Genomic DNA, 19,550 nt, shown 5'->3' with positions numbered 1-19,550 from the left:
TCACGACTCCTCGTGGGTGCGGTGGCCGCGCCACCGGGACGCGGCCCTGCGCAGGGCCCTGGCGGTGAGAGTGGCGGCGAGGTGGCGCTTGTAGTCCACCGGCCCGCGCTGGTCGGCCATCGGGTTGCAGTGCTCGGCGGCGATCCGGCCCGCCTCGGCGAAGCGCTGCTCGCTCGCCTCGCCACCGACGAGGAAGCGCTCGGCCTCGGGCGCGCCGAAGCCGGGTGCGCCGACGGCGGTCAGGCCCAGGCCCACCCAGGCGACGTGGCCGTCGTCGAGGCGTAGCGCCGCACCCGCCGAGGCCACCGCCCAGTCGCCGGAGCGGCGCTCCACCTTCTCGTAGGCCGAGGCGGACGAGCGGATGGGCACGCGCAGCGCCACCAGCAGCTCGCCGGGGTCGAGCACCGTCTCGTACGGCCCAGCGAAGAACTCCCGCACCGGCACCGTGCGCTCCCCGCCGGGGCCGCGCACGAGCGCGTCGGCGTCCAGCGCCACGAACGCGGCGGCGAGGTCCTCCGAGGGGTCCGCCTGGCACAGCGAGCCGCCGACGGTGCCGCGATGCCGCACGGCCGGATCGGCGATCACGCGCTCGGCGTCGGTGAGGATCGGGAAGTGCTCGCCGATCACCGGAGAGGCCAGCAGGTCGGCGTGGCGCACCATCGCCCCGATCGTCACGGCGTCGCGATCGACGCCGATGTGCCCCAGTTCGGCCACGTCGTTGATGTCGATCAGCGTCTCCGGCTGGGCCAGCCGCAGTTTCATCATCGGCAGCAACGAGTGGCCTCCCGCGACGAGCACACTGTCCTCGCCGTAGCGGTCGAGCAGGGTGAGGGCGTGCTCGACGCTGGTCGCCTTCTCGTACTGGAACTGTGCGGGCACCTGCATACCGCGAGGCTCGTCCTCGGTGGCGCTGTGGGCAATGCCGCCATAACCGGCCCCTTATTCCACGCGGGACTACCCTGGTGAGTGACTGGCGTCACGCCTCACGCAGGGGAGTGCGCGATGACTCTCAGCCAGCTCAGTGCCTTCGTCCTCGTCGCCCGGCTGGGATCGGTCACCGAGGCCGCTCGGGTGCTCGGAATCAGCGAGCCCGCCGTGTCGCAGGCGCTGGCCGCGCTGCGCCACCACCACGGCGACCGGTTGCTGGTGCGCACGGCACAGGGCATGACCCTGACCCCCGCGGGCAGGCGGCTGCTGCCCATCGCGTCACACATGGTGGCGCTCGGCGCCGACGCCGACGCGGCCGTGCGCCGCACCCGCGAGGCTCCCGAGCCACTGCGGGTGGCGGTCACCAGCACCCTCGCCGAGTTCGTCGCGGGACCGCTGCTCGCGGCGTTCGGCACGCGCGGCGGCGACACCGTCGACGTCTCGTCGGGGCTGGCCACCACCACACAGATGCCGGTGCTGGTGCATCACCGGCTCGCCGACGCCGCCCTCGGTCCGGCCCTGGCCGACGCGGAACTGGACAGTGTGCCCGTGTTCCGGTGCGCACTCGTGGTGGTGGGCCCGCCCGGCAGGCCCGCGAGCGGGCACCCGCCTGCGTGGCCGTGGCTGGTGGGCCCCTCGGGCGCCGACCCCGGCAGCGACACGGCGACGTTATTGCGGCGGCTGCATGTGCCCGACGGGCGCGTGCAGGTCTTTCCCACCGAGGCGGCGGCGTGGTCGGCGGCCGCGAGCGGCGGCGGGGTCTCGGTGGCGGTGGAACACCTGGTGGCGCCGCTGCTGCGACGGCAGGAACTCACGGTGCTCGCCACCCCGGCCACGCCGGCGCCGCTGTGCTGGCACGTCACGACTCCCGCCCGGCAGCGGTGCTCAGCCGCCGCGGCGTCGCTGCGTTCCTTCCTGGGCACGCCCGCCGCCATGCAGCTCATGCGCTCGCCCGGGAGCGGCGTCCCGCCGTCGCGGTTCCGGCCGCCGGTGCATGTGACGATCTGGTCCTAGTAGCGCTCAGGCCGTGGGTGAGGTGGCGCGCAGACCGACGTCCCGACAGGCTTCGGCGAGTCGGTCGTCGTAGGTCACCACGAGGTCCGCATCGAGAAGCAGTGCTGCGGCGAGGTGAATCGCGTCAAGCGAACGAAGCTTCGTCGGGCCGATTCGGCGAGCGAGACTGATCACTTCCGGCGAGATCGGAGACTCGGCTACTCCGACCAAGGCGCGGTCCACTTGGGCCTCTACATCGCCGAAGGGTGCCTCAAGCCGAACACGGACCGATCTTGCGACCTCTACCCAGGCCAAGGAGGACGAGACCAACAAGGACCGTTCGGCCTGCCAGCGATCCAGCGCCTCCACGAACGCATCTGTTTCTCTCTCCGTGAAAATCCGCTTCAGGAGAGCGCTGGTATCGAGGTAGACACGCATCAGAACCGGTCCTCCCGGTCCAGCAGCTCCAAGCTGCTGCTCATCCCTTCGGGCAGGCTCATCGTCGGGGTCACCTTGTAGTAGGGAATCCGAGGTGGAAGTACCTTGCCGCTCAGGAGCAATGGATCGGACTCCGCTGACGACTGCGGTGGCACCGCCGAGAGATACCTGTCGAGCGCGGCACGCACGATCTCCTGCTGGGAGCGCCCCGAACGCTGCGCTTCCGCTCGCAAGGCGTTCTCTGCCTCCTGAGGGAGCCTCAAGTTCATCGCCATGCAGGTTATGGTACCGAAACGGCGCCATCGCGGTACCGTCTGCCGCCGCATGCCTACCCGTCCGTCAGCACCGCCACGAGGGCCCCGGCGCCCGGGACCGCGATCACGTAGGTGCGGCCCTCCCGCGTGGTCACTCGCACGGCGGGGCCCTTCTCGAAGGCGAACCCCACGAGCCCGTCACCGAGCGGGCGGTAGCCGTAGCCGCCGAAGTCGTTCCACGGATCGGCGCTGGTCAGCTCGACCGCTGTCAGCGAGTCCAGCGGGACGCGACGGCGCAGCAAAGGCACCATCGCCAGCGTCAGCGCCCGCTCGTCGACGGTGACCCTGCCGTGCAGGGTCACCAGCGGCCACGTGACACCCAGCAGGAACACGGTCGCGAGCGTCTGGGCCCACCACGGTCCGTCGGTGAACAGCCACACCGACGCGGAGACGCCGACGGCGAGGACGAACACGGCGAAGAGCAGCCGCCGCATCCAGCGCGGCGGCAACACGGTGGTGTCGAATCGCAACTGGCCCTCCCAGGCCGGACCGGCTCCCGTGTGTGCCGCGAAGGCCACCCTGCTGCGTCTCACGCAGCGAAGGCCACCGTCACTGCGTCTCCCGCAGCGAGGGTGGCCTTCGCGGCACACGCCCGGGGGCGTCAGCTCTGGGCGATCTTCGCGGCCAGGTTGCGGTCCAGCGTCGCCAGGAACTCCTCGGTGGTCTGGTACGACGTGTCGCCACCCACCAGCAGCGCGAGGTCCTTGGTCATCTTCCCGCTCTCGACGGTCTCGACGACGACCTGCTCCAGCGTGTTGGCGAAGCCGACCAGCTCGGCGTTGCCGTCCAGCTTGCCGCGGTGCTCCAGCCCGCGCGTCCACGCGAAGATCGACGCGATCGGGTTCGTGGAGGTCGGCTTGCCCTGCTGGTGCTGGCGGTAGTGGCGGGTCACCGTGCCGTGCGCGGCCTCCGCCTCCACCGTGCGGCCGTCCGGCGTGCGCAGCACCGAGGTCATGAGCCCCAGCGAGCCGAAGCCCTGCGCCACGGTGTCGGACTGCACGTCACCGTCGTAGTTCTTGCAGGCCCACACGTAACCGCCCTCCCACTTCAGGGAGGCCGCCACCATGTCGTCGATGAGCCGGTGCTCGTAGGTCAGACCCTTGGCGTCGAAGTCGGCCTTGAACTCCTTCTCGAAGACCTCGGCGAACACGTCCTTGAACATGCCGTCGTAGGCCTTGAGGATCGTGTTCTTCGTCGACATGTACACCGGCATGCCGCGGTCGAGGCCGTACTGCAGCGACGCGCGCGCGAAGTCCTCGATCGACTTCCGGTAGTTGTACATCCCCATGGCGACACCGCCGCCCTCGGGGAACCGCGCGACCTCCAGCTCCATCGGCTCGGAGCCGTCCTCGGGCGTGTAGGTGATGGTCACCGTGCCGGGGCCGGGGACCTTGAAGTCGCTGGCCTTGTACTGGTCGCCGTGCGCGTGCCTGCCGATGATGATCGGCTTGGTCCACCCGGAGACGAGCCGGGGGATGTTCGAGATGATGATCGGCTCGCGGAAGACGACACCACCGAGGATGTTGCGGATGGTGCCGTTCGGGCTCCGCCACATCTTCTTCAGCCCGAACTCCTCGACGCGGGCCTCGTCGGGGGTGATGGTGGCGCACTTGACGCCGACACCGTGCTTGGCGATGGCGTTCGCCGCGTCGACCGTGACCTGGTCGTCGGTGCGGTCCCGCTCCTCGATACCGAGGTCGTAGTACTCGAGATTGATGTCGAGGTAAGGGTGGACGAGCTTGTCCTTGATGAACTTCCAAATGATGCGGGTCATCTCATCGCCGTCGAGCTCGACAACGGTGCCCTCGACCTTGATCTTGGCCATGAGCGGGGACGCTCCTCTCGCGGGTCTTCGCGGTTCGTCGGCTAGCGGTACAAGCGTACTGGTAGACCGGCGTGCCGCGTGCGCGCACCAGGGTTACCCAGCGGTAATATCCGGTTCCGGCCACCGCCGACCGGTCGTCACACCCCCGCATCGCCGACTCGCCCGGTGTCGCACACGCTCCTAAGCTCGGGATGGGGAGGTGGTACGCGATGCGAGCATCCGTGGGAGACACGATCCGCGTCCACGGGCGGACCGTGGGCTCGGGCGAGCAGGAGGGCCAGATCATCGAGGTGCGCGGCGAGCACGGCGAGCCGCCTTACCTCGTGCGATTCGCGGACGGCCACGAGGGGCTCATGTTCCCCGGCCCCGACTGCGAGGTCGAAGCGCACGCGGAGTGAGCGGCCGAACCCCGGGCGCCACTGCTCGCCCGGGGTTTCCGTTCTGCACGCGACCTGCGAAAAGCATGTCCCGGCACGATAAACCCCTTGGTGGCCGACGTCACCTTCATACGGGATGACACGGGACCGTTATCGGGTTGAAACTAGACGACAGATAGATCTGAGCGACCGGTCTGAGCGACGACGACGTCACGGGCGTCGCTTCTCTTGAAATCACTCCACTGCCGGATCCACTGTCGCGTCGTCATGGTTCTTGATCGATACAGATCCGTTCCGTGACTTCCCCGAAGACACCCCCGATCCCCACGTCCCGAAGGAGTCTGAGTGCCCATCGCGCTGCTCGCGCTCGCGATCGGTGCCTTCGGCATCGGTACCACCGAATTCGTCATGATGGGTGTGCTGCCGGAGGTTGCCCGTGACCTCGGCATCTCCATCCCGGCGGCCGGGAACTTCATCACCGCGTACGCATTGGGCGTCGTGGTGGGAGCACCCGCACTGACCGCCGTCGCGGTACGCCTCTCCCGCAAGACCATGCTGCTGTCCATGATGGGCGTGTTCACCATCAGTAACGCCCTGTTCGCGATCTCCCCCACTCAGGAGATCGGCATGCTCTTCCGGTTCGTCGCCGGCCTCCCCCACGGCGCGTTCTTCGGAGCCGGGGCCGTGGTCGCGGCCACCCTGGTCGGGCCACAACGCAGGGCCAAGGCCGTGTCCATGATGTTCCTCGGCCTGACGCTGGCCAACGTCATCGGCGTACCCGGTGGCACCTTCCTCGGCCAGCAGTTCGGCTGGCGAGCCACGTTCGGCGTGGTCGCACTGATCGGCGTCGTCGCACTCGCCGCCATCACGAAGCTGGTCCCCCGCCAGCACCACATCCCCCGCAGCTCGCTGCGCGGCGAACTCGGCGCGTTCCGCAAGCCCCAGGTGTGGTTCGCGCTCGCCATCGTCACCTTCGGCCTCGGCGGCGGGTTCGCCAGCCTCAGCTACGTCTCCCCGATGCTGACCGAGGTCTCCGGCTACGACGCCACCAGCGTCACGCTCCTGCTGTCGCTGGCCGGGCTCGGCATGACGGTGGGCAACGTGCTGGGCGGCAGGCTCGCCGACCGGTTCCCGCTGCCCGGTCTGTTCGGCGCGATGACGGCACTGGCCGTCGTGCTCCTGACCTTCACCGTCACAGCGGACAGCAAGATCGGCGCCGCCGTCACGCTGTTCCTGGTGGGCATGACCTCCTTCATGGTCGGCCCGATGATGCAGGCCCGGATCATGGAGAAGGCCGGTGGCGCGCAGTCCATGGTGTCCGCCGCCGTGCAGTCGGCGTTCAACATCGCCAACTCGATCGGCGCCTACCTCGGCGGCCTCGCCATCGCGGGTGGCTTCGGCCTCGTGTCCCCCAACGTGGTGGGAGCCATGCTCGCCGTGGTCGGCCTCGCGCTGACCGTGGCCTCGACCGTCTTCGACCGGAAGCGGACCCCCGCCGCGACTCCGGCCGAGGACGACACCCCGCCCGAGCTCGACAGCTCGCCAGGGCCCCGGCCCGAACCCGTCGCGGCGTAAGGTCGCGACCCGCACCGAAGGCGCCTCGGCCATCCCCCCGTCATGGCCGGGGCGCCTTGGTGTGTCCGGGGTGGCTCAGCGCAACGGCCCGCCGGTGATGGTCAGCGCGACGAACAGGATCAACAGCCCCAGACCGGCGTAGCTCAGCACGTCCACGGTGCGGGTGCGAATGGCGAGCAGCCCCGTGCGGTTGTGCGGCAGCGCGGCCCGCAGCACCGCGGCCACCAGCAGCGCGCCCCCGATCAGCACCGCGCCTTCGCGCCAGTGGTACATCGCGATCCGCAGCACGCCGAACGCCACCAGCGCGAGCACGGCCGTGAACGCGAGGTGGGTCAGCACCGCGTCGCGCCGCTGATTCGCCACCGCGGTGCTCACCTCCGCGCGGCCCGCTCGGCGGCGTCGACGACGTTCGACACCAGCATGGCCCTGGTCATCGGCCCCACACCGCCCGGGTTCGGGGCCACGTGGCCGGCGACCTCCTCGACGCCCGGCGCGACGTCACCGGTCAGTTTGCCGTCCACGCGCGACACCCCGACGTCCAGCACCGCCGCGCCCGGCTTCACCATGTCGGGCGTGATGAGCCCCGGCGAGCCCGCCGCCGCGACCACCACGTCGGCCCGCCGTACCTCGGTGGCCAGGTCCCGCGTGCCCGTGTGGCACAGCGTCACGGTGGCGTTGACGTTCTTGCGGGTCAGCAACAGCCCGAGCGTCCGGCCCACGGTGATGCCACGGCCCACGACGGCGACCTGGGCGCCCGCGAGCGGGACGTCGTAGCGGCGAAGCAGCTCGATGGCCCCCAGCGGCGTGCACGGAAGGAATCCCGGCTCGTTCAGCACCGTGCGCCCCAGGCTCAGCGGGGTGAGCCCGTCGATGTCCTTGGCCGGGTCGACGCGCTCCAGCACGGCGGCCGTGTCCAGGTGCTTCGGCAGCGGGAGCTGCACGAGATAGCCCGAGCAGGCGGGGTCGGCGTTGACTTCCCGGATGACGGCGTGCAGTTCCTCCTGCGTCACGTCGGCGGGCAGCTCGCGGCGGATCGACTCCACCCCGATCTTCGCGCAGTCGGCGTGCTTCATCCGCACGTAGGCGTGCGAGCCGGGATCGTCGCCCACGAGCACCGTGCCCAGCCCGGGCCGCAGCCCCTGCTCGGCCAGCGCCGACACCCTGGGTGCCAGCTCGGCGAAGATCGCGTCCTTGGTGGCCCTGCCGTCGAGAATCGTCGCGGTCACGGCGCCGATTCTTTCAGAGCGCGCCCGCCCGCGCGGCGCCCGCCCACCGAGGCCACGACGACGGCCACCAGCGCCACACCGCAACCCAGCAGGGTCGTGACCCCCACCCCGGCCGCCGTGGCCGGCACCACGACGTCGAGCACCACCGAACCGAGGAGCTGCCCGGCCACCGAGGCGAGTCCGAACAGCAGCACGCCGATCCACGACACGAGCACGGCCGCCGCCGCGATGAACACCACCCCGACCAGGCCCCCGAGATACAGCACGGGTTCGCGGGGCAGCGTGTCCGGCAGCCCGCCACCCGCCACGAGGGACACCGCCCACGCGAGGAGCAGCGCGAAGGTCCCCGCCGTGAAGTTGACCAGCGCCGCCGTCAGCGGGCTGCCCGCCGCGGCGCCGACCCGCCCGTTGAACGCCTGCTGCACGGCCATGCCGACCCCGGCGAGGACCGGGAGCACCAGCGCCCACACCCGGGCGGGCTCGGCACCGGCGAGTCCGCCGCCCACGCTCGCCGCCACGGCCACCACCATCAGCGCCGCGCCGACGCCGCGCGGCCACGTCACCCTGCGCACCCCGGCCGGGCCGAGCCCGAAGCGATCCACCACAAGCCCGCTCACGGTCTGGCCCGCGACCACGGCCACCGTGAACAGCGCGACGCCGATGACCGCCACCGTGGCCGACTGACCGAGCACGTAACTCGCCCCGGCGAAACCGCCGAGAAGGTGCCACGACCGCAGCCCGCCGGAACGCAGGGCCGTCCGCACCCGGCCCAGCCCGGCACGCATCCGCCGCGACAGCGCCAGCGCCAGCAGCAACAGCACCAGGCCCCCGCCGAACGAGATCACCGCGGCGAGCACGGCGTCGTCGAGTTCGCGCCCGAGTTCGCCGTTCACCCGGCTCTGCGCCGCCATCCCGACACCGGCCAGCACGGCGACGAGCAGCCCCCACACCTCCCGAGCGCCCAGCCCGCGCCGGAATGCGACCGTCGAGGGATGCGGGCGGCCCGTGCGGGCACGTTCAGTAGCCATTGGCGGTCATTGTTGGTTGCGAACCCGTTCCGAGGTTGCGTCGATCCGGTGAAATGTGGCCCTCCGCACTCGGCTCACGCCGTCAGGCCTCGTAGGTTGCCCGGAAGACCGCGACGATGTGCACATCAGTCGTGCATCCGCGGCGTTCATTGGTCAAGATATTGACGTGGCTCTACCGACCCAGCTGAACGCAACCGAGCAGGACACCCTGGTCAAGCAGATCGGGCTCGCCTTGCTGCGGGCCGCCCCGCGCGACTGGCGCCGGGTGACCGTCGAGTACCGCGCCGTGGGGAGGTACCACGAACTGACCGGCGATGTCGCCACGGCCGACGGAACCACCCAGGAGTGGATCGCGACCCACGACATCGCCGGCCTGTTCGGCCGGTTGCGCACGGGCATGTACCGGGAGGGGCGGGGGACCTGGTTCAACGCCCGCTACCAGCTCGACCACCCGTCGAGCTACAATCTGGAGTACGACCGCGAGGAACCGCAGTGGGACCTCGCGCCCCCGCCGCAGGCGTACGCCGACGAGCTGCGCATGTTCCCCCGCAACGAGGAGAACGTGCCCGACTGGCTGATGCGCCGCATGGCCGGGCTCGGCCCCGAGCGTCCCGGGCCGCGCTTCCGTATGGCCAGGGTGTTCGACGGCGCGGGCGCGGGTGGACGCCCCGTGGTGAACCGGCCCGAGCTGGACGTCGAGGAGCAGGACAGGCTGCTCGACTACCTCGACGGCGCGCCGGTCGTGGTGCCGGGCCGTGGGTACGACCTCGACCGGCTGTCGAACAGCACGGAGAGCACCGTGCCCATCGCCTTCCACAGCGACGGCACCTGGATCTGGCCCGCCGCGGTGAACTACTACCTGAGGCAGTACGGCGTCGCACCCGAGCCCGAGCTGGTGCAGCACGTCCGCGCGAACGGCTTCGCCATCCCCGACGTGCCCGACCCGGTGCGCCAGGCCGCTGCGGCACACGTCTCCCGTGGCGCACCTCCGCAGCAACCGCCACCGGCACAGCAACCTCCACAACCTCCACAACCCACGCAGCGCCCGGCGTCGCCCGCGACCGAGCAGGGCGGGGCCGAGCACGCCGAACACGCTGAGCATGTGGAGGCCGCCGCCGAGCCGGAGCACGCCGAGAGCGACGCCGAACGGACACGCATCGCCGCGCCGTTGCCCACCGTTCCGCAGGACCACGACGACGAGCGCGTCGGCGGAGCGCCTGTCGAGGAGAGCGACGCGGAACGCACCCGCATCGCGATGCCGCCGCACGTCGCGCCGGACGAGCCCGGCCCCGCTGACGAGCGCGCCGAAGCCGCCTACCGCGAACCCGGCTACGACGACTACGACGGCCACGACACTGTCGAGCGGCCCGACGTGCCCGCCGACGCGGCGACGACCTACACCCCGGCCGCGATGCTCGACGACGGACCTCCCACCACCATCACCCCGCCGCAGCCTCCCCCGGAGCGGGAGCAGGACTACCGCGAGTACCGGGAACCCGACTACGAGGACCACGAATACGAGGACGAGTACGAGTACGAGGACTACGCGGGTTACGAGGACCGCGAGCCCGGCGGCGGAGACATCGAGGACGTCGAGGACGTCGAAGACGAGGGTCCGCCGACCCAGTACTCGGCCGCTCCGCTCGTGTTCGACCAGCCGGTGCTGGACGACCTGCAGGACCGGCTGGAGGAGCTGGGTGTGCCCGGCAGCGCCTACCGCCTCGGAGAGCCCAATGATCACGGCTGGGCGCTGGAGGAGGTCGGCGAGGGCTGGCGGGTCGGCTGGTACGACGACAAGCAGTTGACCAGCCCCGCCGTGTTCGGCGACGTCGAGGACGCGGCGGCTTTCATGCTCGGCAAGGTCTTGCTCGCACCGGAGGGCGCCGGAGCGCACCCGGCCGCGCCCGGCCCCGAAGGCAGTGCCGCCGGTGCACTGGGCACCCCGCCCCGGACCCCCGCGCCACCGCCGGAGCGGCCCGCCCCGCCCCAGCGCGTCACCACCACGCTGTCCTCCGACGTCGCCACGGGGGCGAGGCCGCCGGAACCGCAGGACCAGCCGCGACCCCCCGCCCCCTCCCGGGAGGAGCCGCTGCCGCGCAGGCCACAGCAGGGCGGACCGCCTCCGAGCGCCCCCGCACCGGTGGCACCGGGATCGCCCCCACCCGCACCGCCGGCTCCACCGACCCCACCGCGGCGGGAGGCGCCCCGCACGGCGGAGCCCGCCGCGGGAGCCAACGGCGCCGCCGCCCCGCCCGGCGGGCAGGGCGGCAAGGGCAACCAGCAGTGGCCGATCCAGCCCATGCAGGGCGAGCCACCGCTCACGCTGTTCCGGGGCAAGGAGATGCGGGACCTGCCCGTGGGCAGCGAGCTGGACCGCTTCGGCGGCCCGAACGGCAACCTCACCTACGCGGCGGGCACCCCGTTCGAGGAGCGCTCCCTGGTGCCGGAGTGGGTGAACCGCTCGTACCACGTGTACCGGGTGCAGCGTCCCGTCCGGGCACTCGCCGGTGTCGCGATCCCGTGGTTCAACCAGCCCGGCGGTGGAGCCGCGTACCTGCTTCCCGCCTCGGTCGAGGACCTGCTCGCCGACGGTGACCTGATCGAGCTGGACCCGGGCGAACCGCCGGTGGACTGACCGGCACGCCCCCTCGCCGTCACCGGAAGTCCCGCGACGGCGTGGCCACGCCGAGGTGCAGGTGCTGCAACCGGTCAGCGCGCAGACTCACCACGTCGTCGGCCCGCTCCACGATCCCGCGCACCAGAAGCGCGGGACTGGAGCGGGCCAGCCGGTGATAGCGCTGCCACAGCCCGGCCGTGCAGACGACGTTGACCATGCCGGTCTCGTCCTCCAGGTTGAGAAACGTGATACCGCCCGCCGTGCCGGGCCGCTGCCGGTGGGTCACGGCACCGCCGACCAGCACCCGCCTGCCGTGCTCGACGTGCTGTAACCGCTCGGCCGTCACCACGCCGAGCGCGTCGAGCCGGTCCCGCACGAACTCGGTGGGGAAGCTGTCCGGCGACACTCCCGTGGCCCACACGTCGGCCGTCGCGACCTCCAGCCGGTCCATGCCCGGCAACATCGGTGCCGACGCGGTGGGAGTGGTGCCCGCCAGTTTCCCGGGCCGCTCCTGCGCCACCGCTCCCGCCGCCCACAGCGCCCCGCGCCGGTCGAGATCGAAACACCGGAACGCGCCCGCCGTGGCCAGCGCCTCCACCTGCGGCGTCGTCAACCGCACCCGGCGCGCCACGTCGGCCATGTCGCGAAACGGCCCGCCCCGCTCACGCTCGGCCACCAGCTCCCCGGCCGGGCCCTCCCCCAGCGTGCGCACCGACCCCAGGCCCAGCCGCACGGCGTGCCCGTCGACGTGGTCACCGTCCGGCTCCAGGGTGGCGTGCGGGAGGCTGGCGTTCACGTCGGGGCCCCGCACCACCACCCCGTGCCTGCGGGCGTCGGTGACCAGCGACTGCGGAGAGTAGAACCCCATCGGCTGCGCCCGCAGCAGGCCAGCCAGGAACGCGTCGGGATGGTAACGCTTGAAGTACGCGCTGGCGAACACCACGTAGGCGAAGCTGAGCGCGTGGCTCTCCGGGAACCCGTAGCTCGCGAACGCCTTCATCTTCCAGAAGATGCGTTCGGCCAGCTCGCCCTCCACCCCGTTGCGGGCGGCCCCGTCGAGGAAGCGCTGCCGCAGCCGCTCCATCTTCCGGCTCGACCGCTTCGATCCCATGGCGTGGCGCAGCGAGTCGGCCTCGGCCGCCGTGAACCCGGCGACGTCGAGGGCGATCTGCATCAGCTGTTCCTGGAACAGCGGCACCCCCAGCGTCTTGCCCAGCGCGTTCTCCAGCAGCGGGTGGTCGTGTTCCCAGGTCTCCCTGCCGGTGTAGCGGCGGATGTACGGGTGTACGGACCCGCCCTGGATGGGCCCCGGCCGGATCAGCGCCACCTCCACGGCCAGGTCGTAGAACGTCTTCGGCGCCAGCCTGGGCAGGGTGGCCAGCTGGGCCCGGCTCTCCACCTGGAACACCCCGATGGCGTCGGCCCTGCGCAGCATCGCGTAGACCTCGTCGTCCTCCAGGTCCAGCCTGCTCAGGTCGACGCGCTCACCCTTGTGCTCGGCCACCAGGTCCACCATGTAGTGCAGCGCGGACAGCATCCCCAGCCCGAGCAGGTCGAACTTGACCAGCCCTACGGAGGCACAGTCGTCCTTCTCCCACTGGAGCACGCTGCGGCCCGGCATCCGGGCCCACTCCACGGGACACACCTCGCTCACCGGCCGGTCGCAGATCACCATGCCGCCCGAGTGGATGCCCAGGTGACGCGGGAAGTCCTCCAGCGACGCGGCGAGTTCCAGCACGGTTTCCGGCAGGTCGTGCTGGGCGGCGTTGTGGACGTGGCGCAACGGCCCCCAGCGGTCGATCTGCTTGCTCCAGGCGTCCTGCTGTCCCGGTGAGTGCCCGAGTGCCCTCGCCGCGTCCCGCACCGCCGACCGCGCCCGGTAGGTGATCACGTTGGCGACCTGGGCGGTGCGCAGCCTGCCGTGCTTGGTGTAGACGTACTGGATCACCTTCTCGCGCTGGTCGGACTCGATGTCGAGGTCGATGTCCGGGTAGCCGTCCCGGTCGGGCGCGAGGAACCGCTCGAACAGCAGCCGCCACCGCACCGGATCGACCTTGGTGATGCCCAGCGCGTAACAGACCGCCGAGTTCGCCGCCGATCCCCGCCCCTGGCAGAGGATGTCGTTGCGGCGGCAGAACCGCACGATGTCCCACACGATGAGGAAGTAGCCGGGGAACCCGAGCCGCTCGATCACGTCGAGTTCGTGTTCGAGCTGCCGGTACGCCCTCGGGTTGTCCTTCGGTGGTCCGTAGTGCTCGGCGGCGCCCGCGTAGGTGGCCTCCCGCAGCAGGCTCGCCTCGTCGTGGCCCTCGGGCACGTCGAACGGCGGCAGGTCCGGCGCCACGAGATGCAGCGCGAAGGCACACTCGGTGCCCAGCAGGGCCGCCCGCTGCACCGCGCCCGGGTAACGGGCGAACCGGCGTGCCATCTCCGCGCCCGACCGCAGGTGTGCGGTGGGGCCGGAGGGCAGCCAGCCCTCCAGTTCGTCGAGTCCCCTGCGGGCACGGATGGCGGCCAGCGCCTGCGCGAGAGCACCGCGCTGCGGGGTGGCGTAGTGAACCACGTTGGTGGCCACCGTCGGCAACCCGAGTTCGGCGGCGAGCCCGGCCAGCACGTCGTTGCGGACGCTGTCGCCCGGCTGACCGTGGTCGATCAGCTCCACGTGGACGTTGTCCCGGCCGAACCGCTCGACGAGTTCCCGCAGCCGCAGGGCCGCCACGTCCGGCCCGCCGTCGGCGAGCGCCCGGCGGACGGCCCCCTTGCGGCATCCGGTGAGCACCGCACAGTGGCCCGCGACCTCCTCGGCGACGGTGTCCAGGTCGTACACCGGACGGCCCTTCTCGGCCGCCCGGCCGCCGCCCCCCTCGTGCCCGGCGAGCTGCCCCGCCGTCACGGCCCGGCACAGGCTCGCGTACCCGTCCTGCCCCCGGGCCAGCAACAGCAGGTGGTCCCCCTCGGGATCGGCGACCCCGTTCTGCGGCCCGGACAGCCCCAGGCTCAGCTCGGTGCCGAACACCGTCCGCACGCCCACCTCGCGGGCGGCCTCGGCGAAGCGCGCCACGCCGTACATACCGTCGTGGTCGGTGAGGGCCACGGCGTCGAGCCCCAGCCGGGCCGCCTCCTCCACCAGCTCCTCCGGGTGGCTCGCGCCGTCGAGGAAGCTGAAGTTCGAGTGACAGTGCAGCTCGGCGTAGGGCACCCGCCGGGCCGCCCCGGCGTCGTCGGCCCCCCGCTGGGAGTCCAGCTCGACCGGCCGCACGTACTCCTGCCGCCGCCGCGTCCACGCGGGGCTGTCGTTGCCGTCGCCGAGCAGGTCGGACGGTTCCGTCCGGCCGGACAGCGCCCGTTCGAGTTCCCGCCACGGCACCGGCGGGTTGTTCCATCCCATGATCGGCCGTCCCTAGTCGTACGTTCCCTCGACACTCCACGCCGGGTCGCACTCCGCGTCCCAGCGCAGCAGGAACGCCGCCACGGCGTCGTCCCGCCCTTCGAGCACCACCTGCACGCGGGCGTGGACGCCCGTGTGCTCCGGCGCCCACCAGCGCGCCTGCACCACCCAGGGCCCGGACCAGCCGAGGACCCGCCGGGGCGGGTCGTCCCCGACGGCCACCAGCGCGGGAGCCCCGGTGACCTCGTTGCGCGCGGTGATCTCCACGGCCGTGCCGTCGTCCGTCACCACACGAGCGGGCCCGCGCGGGTCGTGGACGGTGGCGGGCGACGGTGCGGGCACCCGGCCCGGCCACGGGGCGTCGTGCCCCTCCGCCGGGGTGCGCCGCTCGCCCCACGGCACCGGACGCACCCGCTCGCCCGGACCCCGGCCACCGTCCAGCACGGCGGTGACGGCGCCCTCCGGTCCCAGCAGCCCCTGGACGTGCACCAGCGCCCTGGCCGCGCGATCGGACTCCGGGGTGTGTTCGGCGGAACCGCCCCCCGGCCACAACCCCAGTTGCAGCGACCGGCCCGCCACGAGTTCCTCGGGCACCAGCCGCAGCCGGTCCACCCCGGCCGTGGGGCGGCCCGACGCGGCCCGCAACCAGCCCTCGAACTGCCAGCGCACGCGGTCGGCCACCCCGTCGGCGGTGAGCGGCTCGGCGCAGCGCCACACCCGGCCCAGCTCCTCCCCGTTCTCGGTGGTGGCGTAGATGCCGAGCCGGGTGCAGGCCAGCCCGCGCGACGCGAGCCCGGTGTGGAATCGCGTGGCCAGGGTTCGCGCGGTGAAGGCCGCCGTATCCACCCGGTCCAGCGGAGGGTCGAAGGACTCGGTCAGTGCCAGCTCCGGCGGCGGGGTGCGCCGCAACGGGGGACGCTCGTCCCGCCCGCGCGCCAGCCGATGAGCCACCAGACCGGCACGCCCGAACCGCGAGAGCACGTCGCGCTCGGCCAGCGCCGCGAAGGCCCCCAGGGTGCGCAGCCCGAGGCGGCGCAGCAGCTCCACCAGCTCCGACCGCTCCGCGCCAGGCTGGTTCAGCTCGGTGACGGGCAGCGGCGCCAGGAACTCCGCACCGGCCCCGGCGCCGACGAACGCTCCTCGGTACGCGGCCAGCGTCGCGGCGAACAGCCCGTCCGCCACCCCCACCTGACACTCCACGCCCGCACGGGCCGCGACGTGGTCCACGAGCCGCTCGGCCAGCGGCAGCTCGCCGCCGAAGTAGGCGGTGGCACGGTCCACGGGCACGGCCACCAGACCGGGTCGCACGACCTCCACCCCGACGACGAGATCCTCCACCGCCGAGGCGACCGATTCGAACAGCCGGGCCTCGGTGTCGGTGTCCTCCGCGAACACCGCCAGCTCCGGGCAGCGGGCCTGTGCCTCCCTGCGCCGCATTCCCAGCCCGATCCCCGACCGTCTCGCGGCGGGCGAACACGCCACCACCCGGTTCGCCGCGAACACCGCGGCTGCATCGGCTGTATCTGCGGCCTGCCCGGGGACGCCCGGCATCCCTGCGGCAGCGCGGGCCGCGACCACGGGCCAGTCGGGGCACCACACCACCAACCGCCGCTCGGGCGGGACGGGGCGGGGCCGTGCGGCGCTCATCCGGCACCGGCCTCGGCCACCGCGACGGGCGGCGCGACAGTCACGGCGGGCAGAGTGGGCACGGCGGGCACCGTGGGCACAGCGGGCACGGTCCGGACCGTGCCCTCCGGCCCCGGCAACAGCAGCGTGCTGCGCACGGGCCTGACCAGGGCCGCCCGCCCGGTGACCTCCACCACGACCTCTCTGGCTTCGAGGTGGCCATGACCGTCGGCGGGACCACTCCACCGCACCGGGCGGCACCGCAACTCCACCTCCGCACCCGGCCACGGCCCGAAGGACAACAGCACGGCGCCACGGTGCCGGGCCCTGGCCGACAACCGCCGCGCCAGCGCCTCGCTTCCCGGGGGAAGACGGACGGCGACGAGGTCGAACCCGTCGAGCAGAGCGGCGGTGGCCGCCGCGAACTCCGCGCCCGGGTGCGGGACCAGCGCGAGCCTGCCCAGTTCCACCCCGAGTTCACCGGCGGCCACCAGGCCCAGCCGGGGCGCCCCCACCACGGCCGCCCAGGAACCCCGTGCCGTCGCCTCGGCGAGCAGGGCGAGCAGCAGTGAGGTCGAGTCCCGCACCGCGACAGTGGTTCCCCTGCGCAACCCGCCGTGCGGAAGCAGTTCGGTGAGCGCGGGCGACACGGGCAACACCTGCCCGGCTGCCCTCGCCTGCTCGGCGGCGTCGGCCACCGCGCTGGCGGTGCGCACCCCCGGCAGTGCCGCCAGCCGGGCGACGGCACCGGTTCCGGTCACGCTCTCGGGCATCAGCTCACCTCCCCTCGGGCACACGTCGGCTGTGGGACACACGCCTGTGCGGGTCTCACGACTGTGCTGATCTCACGCCGCGGGGAAGACGGCAATCGAACGCCTGTTCGACAGCCTCAGTAAACGACGGCCCCCCGGCAGTGTCAAGCCGGGGGGCCGGAAAGAGTGACGAAGGCCCTCGGTGTCCGAGGTGTCCTCGGTGTCCTTGTCAGTGGGTGAAGTGCCGCGTTCCGGTGAAGTAGACGGTGGCGCCCACGGCCTCCGCCGCGGCCACCACCTCGGCGTCCCGGACGGACCCGCCCGGCTGCACCACCGCACGCACTCCCGCGTCGAGCAGGACCTGCAACCCGTCGGGGAACGGGAAGAACGCGTCCGAGGCCGCCACCGCGCCCTTCGCGCGGTCACCGGCCCTGCTCACCGCCAGCCGGGCGGCGTCGACGCGGTTGACCTGCCCCATGCCGACACCCACCGTCGCCCGGTCGTGGGCAAGCAGGATCGCGTTGGACTTCACCGCCCGGATCGCCCGCCACGCGAACGCCAGATCGGCCAGCACGTCGTCGGCCACGGCCTCGCCGGTGGCGCGTGTCCAGCTCGCCGGGTCGTCACCCTCGGCGTCGATGCGGTCGGCGGTCTGCACCAGCACCCCACCGGACACCGGCCGCAGCTCCGTCCCGCCGGGGAACTCCGCCTCCGGCAGTGTCAGCAGCCGGATGTTCTTCTTGCGCCGCAGCACGTCGAGCGCCTCGGCGTCGAAGTCGGGGGCCAGCACCACCTCGGTGAACACGTCCGCCACCTGCTCCGCCAGCTCCAGGGTCACGGGCCGGTTCACGGCGATGACCCCGCCGAAGGCCGACACGGGGTCGCAGGCGTGTGCCTTGCGGTGCGCTTCGGCCACATCGGTGCCGGTGGCGATCCCGCACGGGTTGGCGTGCTTGATGATCGCCACGGCGGGTTCGGTGAAGTCGAACGCCGCCCGGCGCGCCGCGTCGGTGTCGACGTAGTTGTTGTACGACATCTCCTTGCCGTGCAGTTGCTCGGCGTAGGCCAGCCCACCCGGCTGCGCACCCCGGTACAGCGCGGCCCGCTGGTGGGGGTTCTCGCCGTAGCGCAACACCGCCTGCCGCTGCCACGTGGCGCCCAGGAAGTCCGGGAACCCCGCCTCGGCGGTCTCGTCGGCCGGGGCGTACTCCGTGGCGAACCACGACGCCACCGCCGCGTCGTAGGCCGCGGTGTGGGCGTAGGCCGCCGCGGCCAGCCGCCTGCGCTCGGCGACGGCGAACCCGCCGTCCCGCACGCGCTCCAGCACCCAGTCGTACCGCGCCGGGTCCACCACCACGGCGACGCTCGCGTGGTTCTTCGCCGCGGCCCGCACCATCGCCGGACCACCGATGTCGATGTTCTCCACGCACTCGTCCGGCCCCGCCCCCGAGGCGACGGCGCGCTCGAACGGGTAGAGGTTCACGACGAGCAGGTCGAACGGGGCGATCCCGAGCGAGCGCAACTGCTCCACGTGGTCGTCCCGCGTGGTGTCGGCGAGCAGCCCGGCATGTACCCGGGGGTGCAGCGTCTTGACCCGGCCGTCCAGGGACTCGGGGAAGCCGGTGACCTCCTCGACGGGCGTCACGGGCACCCCGGCGTCGGCGATGACCCGCGCCGTGCCGCCGGTGGAGACGATCTCCACTCCGGCCGCGTGCAGCCCGGTCGCCAGTTCCAGCAGCCCGGTCTTGTCGGACACGCCGACCAGCGCTCGCCGCACGGGACGCCGTCCCGGGGTCGTCTCGCTCACGAGAACCTCACCTTCCGTCCGTCCACCGTGCATCCGGCACGGCCCAGTGTCGCGATCACGTCCACGAGCAGCCTGCGCTCCACCGCCTTGATCCGCTCGTGCAGCATCGCCTCGTCGTCGTCGGGCTCCACCACCACCGCCTCCTGGGCGATGATCGGCCCGGTGTCCACACCCGAGTCCACGAAGTGAACGGTGGACCCGGTGATCTTCACGCCGAGCTCAAGCGCGTCGGCCACGGCACGGATACCCGGGAACGCGGGCAGCAGCGCCGGATGCGTGTTGATCACCCGGTGGGGAAAGCGGGCCAGGAACTCCGGCCCGAGAATCTTGAGAAAGCCCGCGGAAACGACGAGATCGGGGCGATAGGCGGCGACGGCCTCGGTCAGTGCCCTATCCCACGCCGCGCGGTCGGGATGGTCACCCATCCGCACGGTGAACGACGGCACCCCGGCCAGTTCCGCCCTGGCCAGCGCCCGCGCGCCCTTCCGGTCGGTGCCCACCGCGACGATCTCGGCGGGGTAGCTCTCCTCGCCCGCAGCGTCGAGCACGGCCTGCAACAGGGTCCCGGAACCGGAGGCGAGGACGACGGTTCTCGCCGGCACCGGCAGCCGCAAACTGGTAGGCAGGGGGTTCTCCTCCCGAGCTGTGCGCCGAGCG

At 72.3% G+C, this 19,550-nt stretch carries 17 protein-coding genes; 4 read left to right on the top strand and 13 right to left on the bottom strand.

Annotated elements, in window-relative coordinates; all coding sequences use genetic code 11:
- Positions 1-885, bottom strand: a complete 885-nt coding sequence (locus tag FFT09_RS10960) for an FAD binding domain-containing protein (RefSeq protein ID WP_024876228.1) — start codon at positions 883-885, stop codon at positions 1-3.
- Positions 886-1,002: 117 nt separating this feature from the next.
- Here FFT09_RS10960 and FFT09_RS10955 point away from each other — a divergent pair, with 117 nt between their 5' ends.
- On the top strand, positions 1,003-1,941 hold the full coding sequence (locus FFT09_RS10955; RefSeq protein WP_138382552.1) for a LysR family transcriptional regulator: 939 nt from the start codon (positions 1,003-1,005) through the stop codon (positions 1,939-1,941).
- Positions 1,942-1,947: 6 nt separating this feature from the next.
- Here the strand turns inward: FFT09_RS10955 and FFT09_RS10950 are convergent, their stop codons facing one another.
- The 4 genes from FFT09_RS10950 to FFT09_RS10935 all read right to left on the bottom strand — a co-directional run bounded on the left by FFT09_RS10950 (position 1,948) and on the right by FFT09_RS10935 (position 4,497).
- Complete coding sequence (locus FFT09_RS10950; protein ID WP_138382551.1) at positions 1,948-2,358, bottom strand: PIN domain-containing protein; 411 nt, start codon at positions 2,356-2,358, stop codon at positions 1,948-1,950.
- Positions 2,358-2,633: a ribbon-helix-helix domain-containing protein gene (locus tag FFT09_RS10945; RefSeq protein ID WP_167305357.1), complete on the bottom strand. Its 276-nt coding sequence runs from the start codon at positions 2,631-2,633 to the stop codon at positions 2,358-2,360. The genes FFT09_RS10950 and FFT09_RS10945 overlap by 1 nt, the downstream gene beginning before the upstream one ends.
- A gap of 53 nt (positions 2,634-2,686) precedes the next feature.
- Positions 2,687-3,205, bottom strand: coding sequence for a hypothetical protein (locus FFT09_RS10940; protein WP_244231298.1), 519 nt, complete (start codon positions 3,203-3,205; stop codon positions 2,687-2,689).
- A 68-nt stretch (positions 3,206-3,273) separates the two neighbouring features.
- Complete coding sequence (locus tag FFT09_RS10935; RefSeq protein WP_081193405.1) at positions 3,274-4,497, bottom strand: NADP-dependent isocitrate dehydrogenase; 1,224 nt, start codon at positions 4,495-4,497, stop codon at positions 3,274-3,276.
- A 209-nt stretch (positions 4,498-4,706) separates the two neighbouring features.
- Between FFT09_RS10935 and FFT09_RS10930 the strand changes: the two genes are divergently transcribed.
- Positions 4,707-4,895 (top strand): DUF1918 domain-containing protein, encoded by a 189-nt coding sequence (locus FFT09_RS10930; protein ID WP_024876234.1) that lies wholly within the window; start codon positions 4,707-4,709, stop codon positions 4,893-4,895.
- Between the two features lie 324 nt (positions 4,896-5,219).
- Entirely contained in the window at positions 5,220-6,449 is a 1,230-nt protein-coding gene (locus FFT09_RS10925) for an MFS transporter (protein ID WP_081193403.1), read from the top strand.
- A gap of 75 nt (positions 6,450-6,524) precedes the next feature.
- Here FFT09_RS10925 and FFT09_RS10920 read toward each other — a convergent pair whose 3' ends face one another.
- From FFT09_RS10920 to FFT09_RS10910, 3 genes are read right to left on the bottom strand one after another with little or no spacing between them, the layout of a single operon-like run.
- The gene (locus FFT09_RS10920) at positions 6,525-6,812 is read right to left on the bottom strand and encodes a DUF3017 domain-containing protein (RefSeq protein ID WP_420852701.1); all 288 of its coding nucleotides are present in this window, start codon (positions 6,810-6,812) and stop codon (positions 6,525-6,527) included.
- A gap of 8 nt (positions 6,813-6,820) precedes the next feature.
- Complete coding sequence (locus FFT09_RS10915; RefSeq protein ID WP_081193401.1) at positions 6,821-7,675, bottom strand: bifunctional methylenetetrahydrofolate dehydrogenase/methenyltetrahydrofolate cyclohydrolase; 855 nt, start codon at positions 7,673-7,675, stop codon at positions 6,821-6,823.
- Positions 7,672-8,703 (bottom strand): DMT family transporter, encoded by a 1,032-nt coding sequence (locus FFT09_RS10910; protein ID WP_081193399.1) that lies wholly within the window; start codon positions 8,701-8,703, stop codon positions 7,672-7,674. Before FFT09_RS10910 ends, FFT09_RS10915 begins: the two co-directional genes overlap by 4 nt.
- 166 nt (positions 8,704-8,869) lie before the next feature.
- On the opposite strand from FFT09_RS10910, the gene FFT09_RS10905 reads away from it, so the two are divergent.
- Entirely contained in the window at positions 8,870-11,338 is a 2,469-nt protein-coding gene (locus FFT09_RS10905; RefSeq protein ID WP_138382549.1) for a TNT domain-containing protein, read from the top strand.
- Between the two features lie 19 nt (positions 11,339-11,357).
- Here the strand turns inward: FFT09_RS10905 and FFT09_RS10900 are convergent, their stop codons facing one another.
- The 5 genes from FFT09_RS10900 to purN all read right to left on the bottom strand — a co-directional run bounded on the left by FFT09_RS10900 (position 11,358) and on the right by purN (position 19,507).
- Positions 11,358-14,708, bottom strand: a complete 3,351-nt coding sequence (locus FFT09_RS10900) for an error-prone DNA polymerase (protein ID WP_138382548.1) — start codon at positions 14,706-14,708, stop codon at positions 11,358-11,360.
- A gap of 12 nt (positions 14,709-14,720) precedes the next feature.
- Positions 14,721-16,355, bottom strand: a complete 1,635-nt coding sequence (locus tag FFT09_RS10895) for a DNA polymerase Y family protein (protein ID WP_138382547.1) — start codon at positions 16,353-16,355, stop codon at positions 14,721-14,723.
- A complete protein-coding gene (locus FFT09_RS10890) occupies positions 16,352-17,107 on the bottom strand; it encodes a hypothetical protein (protein WP_138382546.1) in 756 nt (251 codons plus the stop codon). The genes FFT09_RS10895 and FFT09_RS10890 overlap by 4 nt, the downstream gene beginning before the upstream one ends.
- 208 nt (positions 17,108-17,315) lie before the next feature.
- Positions 17,316-18,926, bottom strand: a complete 1,611-nt coding sequence (purH, locus tag FFT09_RS10885; protein WP_176218315.1) for a bifunctional phosphoribosylaminoimidazolecarboxamide formyltransferase/IMP cyclohydrolase — start codon at positions 18,924-18,926, stop codon at positions 17,316-17,318.
- Positions 18,890-19,507: a phosphoribosylglycinamide formyltransferase gene (purN, locus tag FFT09_RS10880; RefSeq protein WP_024876244.1), complete on the bottom strand. Its 618-nt coding sequence runs from the start codon at positions 19,505-19,507 to the stop codon at positions 18,890-18,892. The genes purH and purN overlap by 37 nt, the downstream gene beginning before the upstream one ends.
- Between the last annotated feature and the right edge of the window lie 43 nt (positions 19,508-19,550).

The organism is Saccharomonospora piscinae, from assembly GCF_005862235.1.
GTDB classification, from domain to species: Bacteria; Actinomycetota; Actinomycetes; order Mycobacteriales; family Pseudonocardiaceae; genus Saccharomonospora; species Saccharomonospora piscinae.
Note: the sequence above shows the minus strand (reverse complement) of the source record. Positions and strands in the feature narration are given on the sequence as shown.

What these genes read in the sequence shown, in the direction of transcription:
- FFT09_RS10960 (WP_024876228.1), bottom strand. Translation starts at nt 885, where the DNA reads ATGCAGGTGCCCGCACAGTTCCAGTACGAGAAGGCGACCAGCGTCGAG.
- FFT09_RS10955 (WP_138382552.1), top strand. Translation starts at nt 1,003, where the DNA reads ATGACTCTCAGCCAGCTCAGTGCCTTCGTCCTCGTCGCCCGGCTGGGA.
- FFT09_RS10950 (WP_138382551.1), bottom strand. Translation starts at nt 2,358, where the DNA reads ATGCGTGTCTACCTCGATACCAGCGCTCTCCTGAAGCGGATTTTCACG.
- FFT09_RS10945 (WP_167305357.1), bottom strand. Translation starts at nt 2,633, where the DNA reads ATGGCGATGAACTTGAGGCTCCCTCAGGAGGCAGAGAACGCCTTGCGA.
- FFT09_RS10935 (WP_081193405.1), bottom strand. Translation starts at nt 4,497, where the DNA reads ATGGCCAAGATCAAGGTCGAGGGCACCGTTGTCGAGCTCGACGGCGAT.
- FFT09_RS10930 (WP_024876234.1), top strand. Translation starts at nt 4,707, where the DNA reads ATGCGAGCATCCGTGGGAGACACGATCCGCGTCCACGGGCGGACCGTG.
- FFT09_RS10910 (WP_081193399.1), bottom strand. Translation starts at nt 8,703, where the DNA reads ATGGCTACTGAACGTGCCCGCACGGGCCGCCCGCATCCCTCGACGGTC.
- FFT09_RS10900 (WP_138382548.1), bottom strand. Translation starts at nt 14,708, where the DNA reads ATGGGATGGAACAACCCGCCGGTGCCGTGGCGGGAACTCGAACGGGCG.
- FFT09_RS10895 (WP_138382547.1), bottom strand. Translation starts at nt 16,355, where the DNA reads ATGAGCGCCGCACGGCCCCGCCCCGTCCCGCCCGAGCGGCGGTTGGTG.
- FFT09_RS10890 (WP_138382546.1), bottom strand. Translation starts at nt 17,107, where the DNA reads ATGCCCGAGAGCGTGACCGGAACCGGTGCCGTCGCCCGGCTGGCGGCA.
- purH (WP_176218315.1), bottom strand. Translation starts at nt 18,926, where the DNA reads ATGCACGGTGGACGGACGGAAGGTGAGGTTCTCGTGAGCGAGACGACC.